The following is a 13,310-nucleotide window of genomic DNA, read 5'->3' as shown; positions in this document are numbered from 1 at the left end:
TCTTCATCGGGATAAAAAGCGAGAAGAAAGCAAGTCTTACAGTGAAGACATCGTTTTGAGCTTTCTAGGGTGAAGAGTGCGGAGCGGACAGTTTAACCCCTTGTGGGGCGAAGACTTTTAGTGAAGGGTGAAAAGAGAAGCTGGTTTTCTCCACTACAACTAGGAAGATGACAATTTTCTCATGTCGCCAAAAAAGTCAAGATAATCCTTTTGTCCTTTACTACGCTGTGGTATACTGAAAGGCAATATAAAATATTTTATGCACTCTGATTTTTCTAAAAACTTTAAATAAAAAGATAAAAATGGAGAGGAATTATATGACGGGGAGAAAAATCCATTTGTATGACACCACGCTTCGCGACGGAACACAGGGTGAAGGCATCAGCCTGTCGGTGGAGGACAAGGTTAAAATCGCAATTCGTTTAGACAAATTTGGTATTGATTATATCGAAGGTGGCTGGCCAGGGAGTAATCCGAAAGACATGGCTTTTTTTCAACGTATAAAAGAGATTCCCTTGCAGCATGCAAAGATTACTGCATTTGGTAGTACATGCCGTCCACATGTAGCTGCATCTGATGATGTGAATTTGCGAGCTATTTTGGAAAGTGGCGTGCAAGTTGCTTCGATTTTCGGCAAATCGTGGGATTTACATGTACATGAGGCATTAAAGACTGATTTGGAAGAAAATCTTCGTATGATTACAGATTCCGTTCGGTTTTTAAAAGAAAGCGGGTTATCCGTTCTCTTTTTGGCTGAGCATTTCTTCGATGGATATAAAGCGAATCCGGAGTATGCCTTGCAAGTATTATATGCAGCAGAAAAAGCGGATGCAGACTGGCTGGTTCTGTGCGATACCAATGGAGGAACCTTGCCACATCAAATGAGTGAAATTGTAGCCAGCGTAAAAGCTGCTTGTGTGACGAAGATGGGAATTCATCCTCACAATGACTGCGAGCTTGCTGTTGCGAATGCGTTAGCTGCTGTGCAAGCTGGTGTTGATCAAGTACAAGGTACCATCAATGGGATTGGGGAGCGCTGCGGCAATGTTAATCTTATCTCCGTTATTCCTAACCTACAGGTGAAGCTGGGTCATACTTGTGTGTCACCAGAAAACCTGGAGCAACTAACAAGTGTTTCTCGCTATGTGGCTGAAATTGCGAATATTATGTTACCTGTAAATCAGCCATTTGTAGGGAATAGTGCTTTTGCACATAAAGGCGGAATTCATGTAAGTGCTGTGATGAAAAATGCAAGTACATATGAACATATGGTCCCTGAACAAATTGGGAATCGACGTAGAATCCTTGTTTCGGAGCTCTCTGGTCAGAGTAACCTGCTGGCAAAAGCAGAAGAATTACAAATCTCCTTTGATCAAGAAAAATTGCTTTCAAGAGAAGTAGTGAAACGATTAAAAGAGAAGGAGTACGAAGGGTACCAGTATGAAGGTGCGGAAGCCTCTCTAACACTCATGATTTTGGAGGCGTCAGGTAAGCTGGATCAGCTTTTCTCACTAGAAACGTTTAAAGTATTTATGGAAAAGTCAACAGACAAAGCCATTCTGTCAGAAGCAATGGTAAAGTGTAATATCAAGGGTGAGATTGTCCATACCGTAGCAGAAGGAAACGGGCCTGTTAACGCACTGGATAATGCGTTGCGTAAAGCGCTGGAATCTCACTTCCCGATGTTATCAGAAATGCATTTGACAGATTATAAAGTTCGTGTACTGGATGAGAGCGAAGCAACGGCTGCCAAGGTACGCGTACTGATTGAGTCTGCTTATCAAGGTGAAACATGGAGTACCGTGGGTGTTTCTGCGAACGTAATTGAAGCGAGCTGGGAAGCATTAATTGATAGCATTCGTTACTTGCTATGGAAAAATGGCGTTACGTTACCAGAACGTGAACAAACGGACGAATTTCGGGTCGGTATTGTGAACCACTAAATTATTTCCACTCTCTATTTATTACTACAAGCTCCCATAAACAATATGACCCGTAGTCAGGTCACTTTTTCAAAGTGTTCCCATCCTACGGGTCTCTTTCTTATTTTACGATACTAATTCTGCAGCAATCTTCTGTTGTTGACGTTTGTGATCGAGTTCTTTTGCTCCCATATGGGTAAGTACACAGAATACTAAGCATAGGACGACGGCAACCAACAATAAATAAAAACCACCATTCCAGCCAACAGTATCTACCATTACACCAAAGAGAGTAGTACCAAAAGAAGCACCTAGAATGTAGCTCATGAAGCCACGTAAACCAACTGCAGATCCAACAGCGAATGGAGGTACAATCTCCATTGTTTGTACGGAAGCCAAAAATTGAGGGACGTAAATTAAGCAACCAATAATAGCAGCAAAGACTGTAGTCATAAAGATAGTGGTACTTTGCCAGTAGCCAATGATACAGAAGAAAATCAACGACATTGCAATCATTGCAGGTGGCATACGGTATCCTTTGAATAGCTTGTCAGAAAGATAACCAACCAAGAGAGTAGAAGGAATAGCTGCCCATTCAAAGAATAAGAAAGCAACACTCATCTCCTCTTTTGAGAAATGTTTCACATTCAATAAGTAAATTGGTAGCCAGCTTATGATTCCAAAACGAACCATGTACACGAAAACGTCTAATAGCGAAACATACCATGCATTTTTGTTAAACAAAACATAATTTTTGAAGATTTGCCATGAATTCATATCCTGTGGAGCTTTTGAAGTCTCTTTGTTATTGAAAGTAATTTCAACATCACCATCGTTGACGATTTCACTTAAAGGTGGCAAGCCCTCATTAGTAGGGGAACCTTTTGTCAGAGCTAAAACTATCATTGCAAAAACGATTGCGGCTGCAGCTGGTAACTGATAGCTTGCCATTTGCCAGTTTTCAGTACCAAACATGGCAAAGCCGACGCCAACCAGAGGAGCAACGATACCACCACCAAGATTATGTGAGGTATTCCAAATGGCACCTATTGTACCCCTTTGCTTACGCGGGAACCAGTTTGCGATTGTAATAAAACTAGGACCTACACCCATTCCCTGAAAAATTCCGTTACATACAACTAGTATGGCAAACATCCAAAAAGCGGTAGAGAAACCAAGCATAATATTAACCAGTCCACACATAAGCAAACCAAGTGCCATATACCGCTTAGGATCGGCTTTATCCGCAAGACTACTCATGAGGCCTTTACTAATTCCATAAGAAATTAGCATACAACTGCTTATTAAACCTACTTCTGTTGCACTAAGATGAAGCTCTTCTTTAAGATAAGGAGTAGATAATGCAAAGTTACTACGGACAATATAATAGGCCATGTATCCGAAGAAAACGCCTAATAAAGATTGGAACCGGTAACGTTTATAGGTAGATTCAATCTGATCTGGTGGTACTTTGGTAGGAGTAACTCTAGGCTTTAAAAAGGAAATCATACCTTGAACCTCATTTCATTAGGTTATAAACGAAAAGGACATCAAACAAGAAACACGATTAAGATATTTTATAAAATGAAAATTTTCTCATGATAACGAGTTCTACATAATAGACGCAAGATTTCATCGCTAGCTTAATGAAAGTGCTTTCAAAACATCTGTTTTATATACCCCCCTTGTTATGAATATCGTGCTCCTTATTTCAATTATCTTCCCATTTGAGTAAGTAGACTATCAGCATAGTTCTGATTTTTTTGTAAGAATATATATGGGGGAATGTCAGAAAAAATCCTACATCCGAGATTGAAGGTAAATTTGACTGAAAATACTTGAAATGACGTGCTATATCAATCTCATGCTATACTAAGTTCGCACCCCAGTTCAGATACATGTAGGAGATTATTCCCGGTGTAGAGTGGAGAAAAAATAATGAGAAGGCTGTCAAAGTTACTACTTATGATATTGATCATTTGCCTTGTTTCAGGATGCTCGAGAAGTATTTCGAATTATCAGATTATTTTTTCAGAGTCAGAATCTCCCCCCGCAGCTTATCTTGACGATACGCAGTCTCCGATTCGTGTGGCTATATCAGGTGTATTGTCACCAAGTCATACAATCATGCACTATAGAAAAATTACTGATTATCTAGGAGAACAACTTAATAGGCCAGCTGTTCTTATTCAGCGCAAGAGCTACAACGAAATTAGTACATTAATGATGAATGGTGGGGCAGATATAGCATTGCTATCATCAGGTGCCTTTTTAACAAATGGACAAGATAAGGGTCTCGAAGCGATTGCAATGCAAGAGAGAATGGGTGTTCCATATTATTATGGTTATCTGATTGTAAACCGTGACAGTCATATTTCAGATATTAATGAATTAAGAGAAAAAAGAGTCGCCATAGCCGATCCTAGTAGTTATTCCAGCTATATCTTTGTAAGCAAAAAATTAGCTGAAATTAATGAGACACCGGAACATTTCTTTGAAAGCTATACTTATACATACAGTCATGAAAAATCACTTAAGGCTGTAATGAATAGAGTTGTCGACGCAGCAGCTGTTAATAGTTTGGTCTATGAACAAGCTAAGCTAGAAAATCCCGATATTATTAATTCTTTACAAATCATTGAAAAATCGGAGCCAGTTGGTACTGGTCCAGTGGTAATCAGTAGTAGCTTATCAGATGAAGAAAAGAATATTATTAAAGAACTTTTTATGTCCATGCATGAGCAACCAACTCTAAAACCAGCGTTAAAGGGTCTGTTTATAGACCGCTTCGTTCCTTTTGATTCGAAATATTATGATCCTTATTTTAGTAACAATGCTGATAAAAGAGGTCAACTATGAGGTGGATGAACAAGCTTCAGATTAACCAGAAGATATTTGGAGTTATCTTTACCGCGTTGCTCATCCTTGCTACAGTATTGGGATCAATTATTTGGGACTCTCTTTCGGAAATGATGGCTGAAGATCTTAAGAAACGTGGAGTTAACATTGCAAATAATATTATGGGATTGTGCTCTGATTACATTCTTACAGATGATCAATATTCTCTCCATCTCCTTGTTTCTGAAGTACAAAAATCGAACGAAGATGTTCGATATATCCTGGTAATCAATAACAATAACGGTCTTGTAGGAGACACATTTTTAGGACATTTGCCAAAAGGGATATTACGCGCACATACCCCTAATGGTACAAACAAATTACAAATTGCTACCCTAACTTCAGATGAAGGTAAGATTCACGATATTCTTATTCCTATTGAGGAGGGGGATATTGGATTCGTTCGTGTAGGTATGTCAGAAGCATCGTATCAAACCTATATTGTAAATAAAATTGTCAAATTAATTATTGCGACATTAATAGTTTGCATAGCAACAGCTGTTATAACGTATTATGTTACCCACTTCATCACGAAGCCGATAAATAATTTAGTTGCTGTAGCAACAGGTATATCAGCAGGGAAATTATCCTTGCGAGCTAAAGTTACGAGTGACGATGAAGTAGGAAGGCTTGCCCATACTTTTAATGAGATGGCTGACAACTTAATTAGTGCTAACGGGGAAGTAGAAATTCTGTTGAAGGAGCTTCAAGAAAAAGAGAGACTTCGAGATATGCTAATTCTAAAACTTTTATCAGCACAGGAAGAAGAGAGAAAAAGGATTTCCCGAGAACTTCATGATGAAACAAGCCAAGCTCTTACTTCGCTAATGGTGACAATGAGTGTTCTGGCAAATGAGGCAAAGGATACTGAACATCATCAACTACTATTATCCAGCCGGGAGACGGCTGCGAGTATTTTACGAGAAATAAGAGATTTAGCAGTGGAATTACGCCCACCTATTTTAGATGATATGGGCTTAATTGCAGCTATAAAGAAATATACGAAAAAGTATGAAGAAAAGTATGAGGTTCAAATTATTCTCTCAGTTCCAGATGAAGACCTCCATATTGATGATCATATTGCTGTAGCTTTGTATCGCATTCTCCAAGAAAGTATGACTAATGTAATAAAACATACGATAGCGACGCAGATTGTAATTAATATGGTTATCGCTGATCAATTTATAGAATTAACTATTCGTGATAATGGTCAAGGAATACGACCAAAAGACTTTGAGAAGGCACGCAAGGAAAATCGGATTGGGATATATGGTATGCAAGAAAGAGCGGAATTACTAGGCGGTTATTTCTTTATCAAAACTACAAATCTTGGCGGGACTGAACTAATGGTATCAATCCCGTTCAAATTGGAAAAAGGGTGTAGTGATGGAAAAGACAATAGAAATCATGATAGTTGATGATCATGCTTTATTACGAGCAGGATTAAAACTGTTATTGCAAAAAAAACCATCTTTCAAGGTTGTCGGGGAAGCTGCTGATGGAATTGAAGCGCTACGGCTTTATGAAGAAGTGAAACCCCATATTTTATTACTTGATATCAGTATGCCTCGTCTGGACGGCATTCAGGTACTAAGAGAAATAAAATTGAGACATGAACAAGCTAAAGTCATCGTGCTCACGATGCATGAGGATGAAGAGTATATTACTTCAATCATGAAGGAGGGAGCCTCCGGTTACATTCCTAAGGCGGCGGTAGATGAGGAGCTATACACAGCTATTGACTATGTTATGAACGGATACGTATACCTTCGACCGCAAGAAGTTCAGACAATACTCACATCGACGTTCCAAAAAAAGCCTCCAAAAGAATCAGACATGAAAGATCCTAATGTGATCTTAAGTCCACGTGAGAGGGAGGTGTTGGGTTTTCTAGCAAGAGGATATACATTAGTTGAGACAGCTAAAGAATTATCCGTTAGTATCAAAACGATTGATACCCATAAGACAAGGATAATGAATAAGATAAACGTTACCAGAAAGAGTGAACTGGTAGATTACGCCTTGAAGTATAATCTTTTACATGATGGTCAAGTATAATAGTTTTTATCTGTTTGCTAGAATCACTATGCTGACACCCCACCTGCACTTCTAACCTCAAGTAAACTCATCATCATTTCTTCTTTTCCTAAAAATAGAAAAAGCAGAGAGATAGCGTCTTTTTGACACTAGACCTCTGCTTTGTTGTGAGTTGAGGTATCTCATACTTCTCACATTTAGACAAAGTCTTTTAACCACAACACCATTAAATACTCATCAAGATAACGTCCTTCTATTTTGAGGGCGTTTTTTTAGTACCATACATCTCAAAGCCTAATGATAGATAAAGCTGATAAGCAGGTGTATTACTAGTTGTAACAGACAGTTGTAGCTGTTCAAGACCATCCATCTGCTTGGCTTGGTTGATTAACTCGGTTATTACCTTTCGAGAAATACCTTCTCCCCGTCTTGCTGGAGTGGTATAAACGGCTACGATACTGCCCTTGTGACGTAGTTTTGAGTTACTTTCCCGACGGATTGTTGCTACACTTAGCAGGTTATCGCCATCGAAAGCTCCCAAGTTAATTGTATCGGGATGATGAGTAAGTCTTCCTTCGAACTTGGAACGCAAGTCAGGATGTTTAATCGTATCTTCATACGAAGTGCTAAATGAATTCGGGCTTTCTTGCAATGCTAAGAGACGTAATTGCAGATAGGCTTCTGCATCAGCAGGGGCAAGCTTACGAATGGATATCATATGTGGGAGTCCTCTCCTTTTTCTAATAAAACGGTCATGACCGTTTTGTTGGACCGCAAGCGGTCACATCCACTTGTATGAAAAACGTCAAGACGTTTTTCACAGAAAAAAAGAGGAAGAAACCAAAGTGGCACTTCCTCTTTTATGTTCACCAAGTATTAGCTCTTGCGCATGTTGCCTAATTCTTCAACAATAGCTGTCATTTCATTGATGCTGAATGATGTTTTCTTTTGTACCATGTTGTAGAGATAGAGCAGATCCTCATAGTAATCCAGGCTGAAGTCTTCTGGACGCATCACTTGTGTATTAGCCATGTTTAGCTTACTTTTAATCCCATCAATCAGAACGGCCAGGTTTTCTTGTGTCGCTTCCTGCAGGTTTGCCATCTTGTTTCTCCCCTTTATTTGGTTAGTTGTCCACGTGTTACTCCCAATTGATTGGTTGATTTCAGTGTTTTCCATACCTTTGTACCACTGATTTCTCCATTCAATGCTTTTCTATATAACTGGATGACCTCCTGCACGCGGGCAGGTTCCTCTTCCAGGAATTCAACTCGATAGCTGCCAACACCCAAACGTTTAAATTCTGGCAGATACTCAGCACCTGATTGGTCGATAGCATTGTATACCGTATTACGGCAACCAGTATCGACGCGAACAGGGTGAGAGAAGCCAACACGGTCCTGCAACGAAGCACGAGATGTTTCACATGGTGTTCCACAGTTCGTATGATCTGTACCTTCACTCATAAAGGTGCAATAGATACAATGTTCGGTGTGGAACATCGGCAAGTGCTGATGAATAACGAGCTCCACCTGGGAGGCATCGGCTTTTGCTAACATGTCGACCATCTGTTGAATGTTCAGATCGTAGGATGGTGTTACACGTAACAGACCACAGCCCATGAATAGCTCAACTGCTTTATGGTTCGCAATGTTAAGTGAGAAATCACCGATCAATGGTATCTTGATTTCTTCCTGACGAGATAGGTAGTAATATAGCGCTCCTGTATTTCGAACTAGGATGGCATCTGGTTTACTTTTGGCGATAAGCGCAAGTACACCGTTTTCATCAGGCATATGAATACGCATGGTTGCCAAAGCAATTTTTTTACCATATTGATGCGCTAGCTTAACCGCAGCAGGGTATTGCTTTACAAATTCAAAATCGGCATATAAGAAATCAACATCTGTCTGCGCTGCTGCCGCAAGCTGTTCAAGGGAACGGCAAAGTGCAATCAGATTAGGGTTAGTTACAGGCACAGAATCTTTCGTATCACCATATACAGCTACCTGGTTCTTTACGTAAACAGGTGGTTTACGACGTAGATACAGAAGTTGTTCAGATGCTTCCCGACGCATGCGATTCAATTCGCTCATCGGCACGATTACATCACCAGTAAGATCTACGGTTAAACGATCTTCTGTGAGATGGAACAAGGTTCCTCCCAGACGGCTGAATTGATCAAACAGAGTAGGAGCGGAAAGTGGACGCTTCATCGCCTGTTCCAGTGGCATACTAGATGTTATGGTAACAGCATTGTTCGCTTTTTCATCAATCCAAACCGTAGTAAGCGGCTCTCCAATCTTACCAGTTACATGAAGGGCAAGCGGGAAGGTGCGGTATGGCTTCTCGGTTTCAAATGTTTTACGAAGACGTTTATTTAATTCAGGATCATTCGTTTTCCAAACACGGTCTCCTACATGAATACGTGATAGTTTTACATCGTTACGCCCCATCACAATCTCGTAAAGACCTTGTTTTACTTCGCCTTCTACTTTTCTTCCTCGATCCAAAATATCGTAGACACGTCCGCCTTCTTCCTTCTGAGTAGGATCTCCCGCGTCAAATACGATACCATCTCCACGCTTAAGTGGTGTATTTACCTCAACAAGCAGTGCTTGCTTCAATACTTTTTTAACGGTTCCTAGATAAACGCCCCGGCTTTTCGGAAAGCTACCGTCCAAGAGCAAGCGGTTATTTGTTCCTTCTAGGAACCCGTGGGTAAATCCGCGTGAGAAGCTTTGTTGCAGTTCACGAACCTCTTCCTTGCTAGGCTTGGACTCATCTCCAGTAAAATAGCGATCAATTGCGGAACGATATTTACTCACAACATTGGCTACATATTCAGGAGTTTTCATACGACCTTCTATTTTAAAGGAGGTAACCCCAGCTTCAATCAACTCTGGCATAATATCGATGGCAGCTAAATCTTTTGGAGAAAGCAGATAGGCGATGTTGCCCATCTCTTTTTGAATACCATCCACAATTAAATCGTAGGGAAGACGACAAGCCTGCGCACATTCACCACGGTTCGCGGAGCGACCGCCCCACATTTCGGAGGTCAAGCATTGCCCAGAATAGGAGACGCATAGTGCTCCGTGGACGAATACCTCCATGGGAAGTTTCGCCTTTTCCCCGATCTTCTGGATTTCTTTTAACGAGTTTTCCCTTCCTAGAACGACACGTTCCATATCAAATGGCTTCGTAAATTCTACAGCCTCTGGAGAAGTAATGGTCATCTGTGTGGAACCGTGGATAGGGAAATCGGGACTCAGCTCACGAATCAGCTTCACTAACCCTAAGTCCTGTACGATTACAGCATCTACCCCGGCGTCAATACAGGCTTCAATCAGTTCTTTGGCATCTTCCAGCTCATTTTCGAACACCAATATATTAAAGGTAAGAAAACCTTTTACTCCATACATATGCAAATATGCCATAATCTCTGGCAATTCTTTCATCTGAAAGTTCTCAGCACGTGCTCTCGCATTAAACTTTTCTACGCCAAAAAAGATAGCGTCTGCTCCATTGGCAACGGCTGCCTTCATACACTCCCAGTTACCCGCAGGAGCTAACAGCTCAACATCTTCACGTCTTAATTGATTCTTCACGTTATGCAAAACCTCCAACTACTCTTTCAAAATGGGGTGGAGCTACAGGAGAAATAGGCGGAAGAAGCATATTTTTGATCTTCATCTACCTGCTGACCAAAAACATGCTTCTTCATTCTAGCTTCCTTTGCTACGCACTGTTACACTCGTCATTCTATTAGAAAAAATGTTACATCGATTCGTCTTGTAAGTCGAGTTGTCTCTCTTCTCTATCAGCATACCCCGGTCTTTAGCAAGTTTAGACAAAGAAAGAGGGGGAATACAGATAAAATCTCTAACCTCCATCATAGGAGAAGTTAGAGTGTGGAGCAAGGGAAAGATGTGCTAGATAGGTACAAAACATTACCAATGAGCATATTAGAAAAATTGGCTTTGCCAAGCCTTTGGCGCAGGCAAAGCCTCATCTGTAAACAAAACCCCCAAATATCATAGATATAGATACTGGGGGATGCATGTATGGAATTACGAAAGCACAGGGACCGTTTTCTTATGGACGGTTACATCAATATGTCGAAAGTGTTCTACATCAAACAAGCCCATGTCGGTAAGCTTCAGAGCTGGAATAACAGGTAAAGCAAGGAAGGAGAGTGTCAAGAAGCAAGAAAACTCCTGAGAAGCTCCTACCTCAAGTAAAGCTGCGTCTAGTCGATGCTGTTCACGAAGAACATCATTCACATCTCGATTCGTCATTAAACCACTGATTTCAAGAGATAGGGAGGCAAGTATCTGACCATTTTTTACAACAACCAAACCGCCATTTATCTGTTTCAAGGTCTGTACGGCAAGTAAAATATCTGCATCGTTCATTCCAACCGAAATAATGTTATGGGAGTCATGAGCAATAGTGGTAGCGATGGCCCCGCCATGTAAGGTAAAGCCTTTTACAATACCAAGGCCAACGTGACCAGTAGCGTGATGACGTTCGATTACCACCATTTTTGCCAGATCATGTTCAATGGAAGGAACAAATTGTCCATCTGTTGCTTGAACCTTTTGTATCAGATGATTGGTGATAATTTTGTTCGGAATTACATCGATCACGTGCGCTTCCTGTATGCCATCCAGTTTAATGTGCAAGCTCTCCGTAGTTACGGAAGCATTGTTCACGGTGTTTGTTAAAGCTTCAGGAGCAGGCAAAACCGTTGCAGGAGCTGCCACCATTTTACCTTCCTTGGCAATCAGCTTTCCATTTTTATAGACTTGAGCAATCTCGACTTGCTCTACATTATCGAGAACCAACAGGTCAGCGATATACCCAGGAGCAACAGCTCCTTTTTCTGAGAAGCCGTAGCATTCAGCAGCAGTTAAAGTAGCCATGCGAATAGCTGTAACTGGATCAACACCATGTTGAATCGCCAGACGCACGTTGTGGTCGATACTACCTTCCTCGAGTAGGTCTTCCAGATGCTTGTCATCAGTGCAGAACAGGCAGCGAGTAGCTGTTAGGTCATTAACAACCGGAATGAGATTCGTTAAGTCCTTAGCAGCAGAGCCTTCGCGAATTAAGAGATACATACCTAGGCGTATACGAGCTTGTGCGTCTTCAATGGTTACAGCTTCATGGTCGGTACGAATACCAGCTGTCATATATACATTAATGGCATCATGGGAGAGTCCTGCAAGATGACCATCGATTTTTTTGTTCACGTTCCTAGCATCAGCCAGCTTCTGCACCATATCCTCGTCTGCACGCAGTACAGCAGGATAATCCATTACTTCCGCCAAGCCTAGAACTCGTGGATGTTGATAAAAAGGCTTCAGGTCGTCTGCGTGTAAGATAGCTCCCGCATTTTCAAAAGAGGTGGAAGGAACACAGGACGGAAGCATGACGTGTACGTCCAGATCGAGTCCTTCAGAACTATCTAGCATATATTGAATGCCTGCTGCTCCCGATACATTAGCAATCTCATGTGGGTCACAAATGACGGTAGTAACCCCGTGTGGCAATACAATATTAGCAAATGAAGCAGGGGTAACCATGGATGATTCAATATGAACATGTCCATCAATAAAGCCAGGACTAATATATTTGCCTGTTACGTCTATGTTTTCATTACCTTCGTATTTACCGATACCTACGATCATTCCATTAGTTATCGCTACGTCAGCCTGGTATAGCTCCCCGGTAAATACGTTAATAATTGTTCCGTTTTTTAGTACAAGTTCAGCTTGATTTCTACCAGCAGATGCGTGGATTTGTGATGTGAGTTGCAGGTTTTTCATGATGTTGTTCGCTCCTTCATATCTTATATTGATAGGACGGAAAAGTTGTTATTTCTTGCCCAGGGTATAGAAAAACCCTCAAGTTCCAACATGAGGGTTCTCCATACACCGACAAGAAAGAAAGAATCGCGTAAGTCAAAGGGAGAATCGTTATCCATTCATCATCCCATTTTTACTTACTACTGATCCCTGCTAACTCTATCCGCGTAGTCGAGCCATTTACGGTAGCTCGGTAGAGACTTATAGGCCATATTCCTATTATTATACGTGGTGATTTATTTATAGATATTGTTTTGTATTGTACGTGGGAGGACATGGGGAAGTCAATGGAATAATAATATAAACTACGATTCATGATATAATTTTATTAATATTAATAAATTTAGACGATACAGATCAGATTATAAAAGGAGGAGAACATGGATAATTCATTTTTCGTCGGTTGGGGTACGCTATCATTAATTAATGCTGGTTTGGCCCAAGGAAAAAATAGGAGTGGATTCAATTGGTTTCTTATTTCTTTATTATTGGGTCCCATTGCTACTTTTTTTCTTGTTATCTCGGATAAACTACCAGGTGGGTTTTAGTAAGGGAATACATACGCAAAAAACTCTCTAAC

The 13,310-nt window shown here is 40.7% G+C and carries 10 protein-coding genes and 1 riboswitch; of the genes, 5 read left to right on the top strand and 5 right to left on the bottom strand.

Annotation, left to right across the window (positions count from 1 at the left end; genetic code table 11):
• Window positions 1-317: 317 nt before the first annotated feature.
• Window positions 318-1,943: a citramalate synthase gene (gene cimA / locus LM917_RS20580; RefSeq protein WP_232699590.1), complete on the top strand. Its 1,626-nt coding sequence runs from the start codon at window positions 318-320 to the stop codon at window positions 1,941-1,943.
• Window positions 1,944-2,048: 105 nt separating this feature from the next.
• Here cimA and pgtP read toward each other — a convergent pair whose 3' ends face one another.
• The gene (pgtP, locus tag LM917_RS20575) at window positions 2,049-3,431 is read right to left on the bottom strand and encodes a phosphoglycerate transporter PgtP (RefSeq protein ID WP_232699589.1); all 1,383 of its coding nucleotides are present in this window, start codon (window positions 3,429-3,431) and stop codon (window positions 2,049-2,051) included.
• A gap of 429 nt (window positions 3,432-3,860) precedes the next feature.
• On the opposite strand from pgtP, the gene LM917_RS20570 reads away from it, so the two are divergent.
• From LM917_RS20570 to LM917_RS20560, 3 genes are read left to right on the top strand one after another with little or no spacing between them, the layout of a single operon-like run.
• Complete coding sequence (locus tag LM917_RS20570) at window positions 3,861-4,781, top strand: substrate-binding domain-containing protein (RefSeq protein WP_232699588.1); 921 nt, start codon at window positions 3,861-3,863, stop codon at window positions 4,779-4,781.
• Window positions 4,778-6,238 (top strand): HAMP domain-containing sensor histidine kinase, encoded by a 1,461-nt coding sequence (locus LM917_RS20565; protein WP_232699587.1) that lies wholly within the window; start codon window positions 4,778-4,780, stop codon window positions 6,236-6,238. Before LM917_RS20570 ends, LM917_RS20565 begins: the two co-directional genes overlap by 4 nt.
• Window positions 6,207-6,878, top strand: coding sequence for a response regulator transcription factor (locus LM917_RS20560; protein ID WP_232699586.1), 672 nt, complete (start codon window positions 6,207-6,209; stop codon window positions 6,876-6,878). The genes LM917_RS20565 and LM917_RS20560 overlap by 32 nt, the downstream gene beginning before the upstream one ends.
• Window positions 6,879-7,110: 232 nt before the next feature.
• On the opposite strand, the gene LM917_RS20555 is transcribed toward LM917_RS20560, so the two are convergent.
• The 4 genes from LM917_RS20555 to ade all read right to left on the bottom strand — a co-directional run bounded on the left by LM917_RS20555 (window position 7,111) and on the right by ade (window position 12,691).
• A complete protein-coding gene (locus LM917_RS20555) occupies window positions 7,111-7,575 on the bottom strand; it encodes a GNAT family N-acetyltransferase (protein WP_232699585.1) in 465 nt (154 codons plus the stop codon).
• Between the two features lie 158 nt (window positions 7,576-7,733).
• Window positions 7,734-7,961 (bottom strand): DUF1128 domain-containing protein, encoded by a 228-nt coding sequence (locus LM917_RS20550; RefSeq protein ID WP_232699584.1) that lies wholly within the window; start codon window positions 7,959-7,961, stop codon window positions 7,734-7,736.
• A 14-nt stretch (window positions 7,962-7,975) separates the two neighbouring features.
• The gene (locus LM917_RS20545; RefSeq protein ID WP_232699583.1) at window positions 7,976-10,468 is read right to left on the bottom strand and encodes a U32 family peptidase; all 2,493 of its coding nucleotides are present in this window, start codon (window positions 10,466-10,468) and stop codon (window positions 7,976-7,978) included.
• A 462-nt stretch (window positions 10,469-10,930) separates the two neighbouring features.
• Window positions 10,931-12,691 (bottom strand): adenine deaminase, encoded by a 1,761-nt coding sequence (gene ade, locus LM917_RS20540; protein ID WP_232699582.1) that lies wholly within the window; start codon window positions 12,689-12,691, stop codon window positions 10,931-10,933.
• 187 nt (window positions 12,692-12,878) lie between these two features.
• Window positions 12,879-12,980: riboswitch (purine riboswitch) on the bottom strand.
• Between the two features lie 130 nt (window positions 12,981-13,110).
• Between ade and LM917_RS20535 the strand changes: the two genes are divergently transcribed.
• Window positions 13,111-13,278: a hypothetical protein gene (locus LM917_RS20535; RefSeq protein ID WP_232699581.1), complete on the top strand. Its 168-nt coding sequence runs from the start codon at window positions 13,111-13,113 to the stop codon at window positions 13,276-13,278.
• The last annotated feature ends 32 nt before the right edge of the window (window positions 13,279-13,310 follow it).

Source organism: Brevibacillus daliensis, from assembly GCF_021245735.1.
Lineage (GTDB): Bacteria > Bacillota > Bacilli > Brevibacillales > Brevibacillaceae > Brevibacillus_B > Brevibacillus_B daliensis.
Note: the sequence above shows the minus strand (reverse complement) of the source record. Positions and strands in the feature narration are given on the sequence as shown.

Bases quoted from the DNA above. Each gene is read 5' to 3' on its own strand.
- LM917_RS20535 (WP_232699581.1), top strand. From the start codon at position 13,111: ATGGATAATTCATTTTTCGTCGGTTGGGGTACGCTATCATTAATTAAT.
- LM917_RS20570 (WP_232699588.1), top strand. From the start codon at position 3,861: ATGAGAAGGCTGTCAAAGTTACTACTTATGATATTGATCATTTGCCTT.
- pgtP (WP_232699589.1), bottom strand. From the start codon at position 3,431: ATGATTTCCTTTTTAAAGCCTAGAGTTACTCCTACCAAAGTACCACCA.
- LM917_RS20560 (WP_232699586.1), top strand. From the start codon at position 6,207: ATGGAAAAGACAATAGAAATCATGATAGTTGATGATCATGCTTTATTA.
- LM917_RS20550 (WP_232699584.1), bottom strand. From the start codon at position 7,961: ATGGCAAACCTGCAGGAAGCGACACAAGAAAACCTGGCCGTTCTGATT.
- cimA (WP_232699590.1), top strand. From the start codon at position 318: ATGACGGGGAGAAAAATCCATTTGTATGACACCACGCTTCGCGACGGA.
- LM917_RS20555 (WP_232699585.1), bottom strand. From the start codon at position 7,575: ATGATATCCATTCGTAAGCTTGCCCCTGCTGATGCAGAAGCCTATCTG.
- ade (WP_232699582.1), bottom strand. From the start codon at position 12,691: ATGAAAAACCTGCAACTCACATCACAAATCCACGCATCTGCTGGTAGA.
- LM917_RS20565 (WP_232699587.1), top strand. From the start codon at position 4,778: ATGAGGTGGATGAACAAGCTTCAGATTAACCAGAAGATATTTGGAGTT.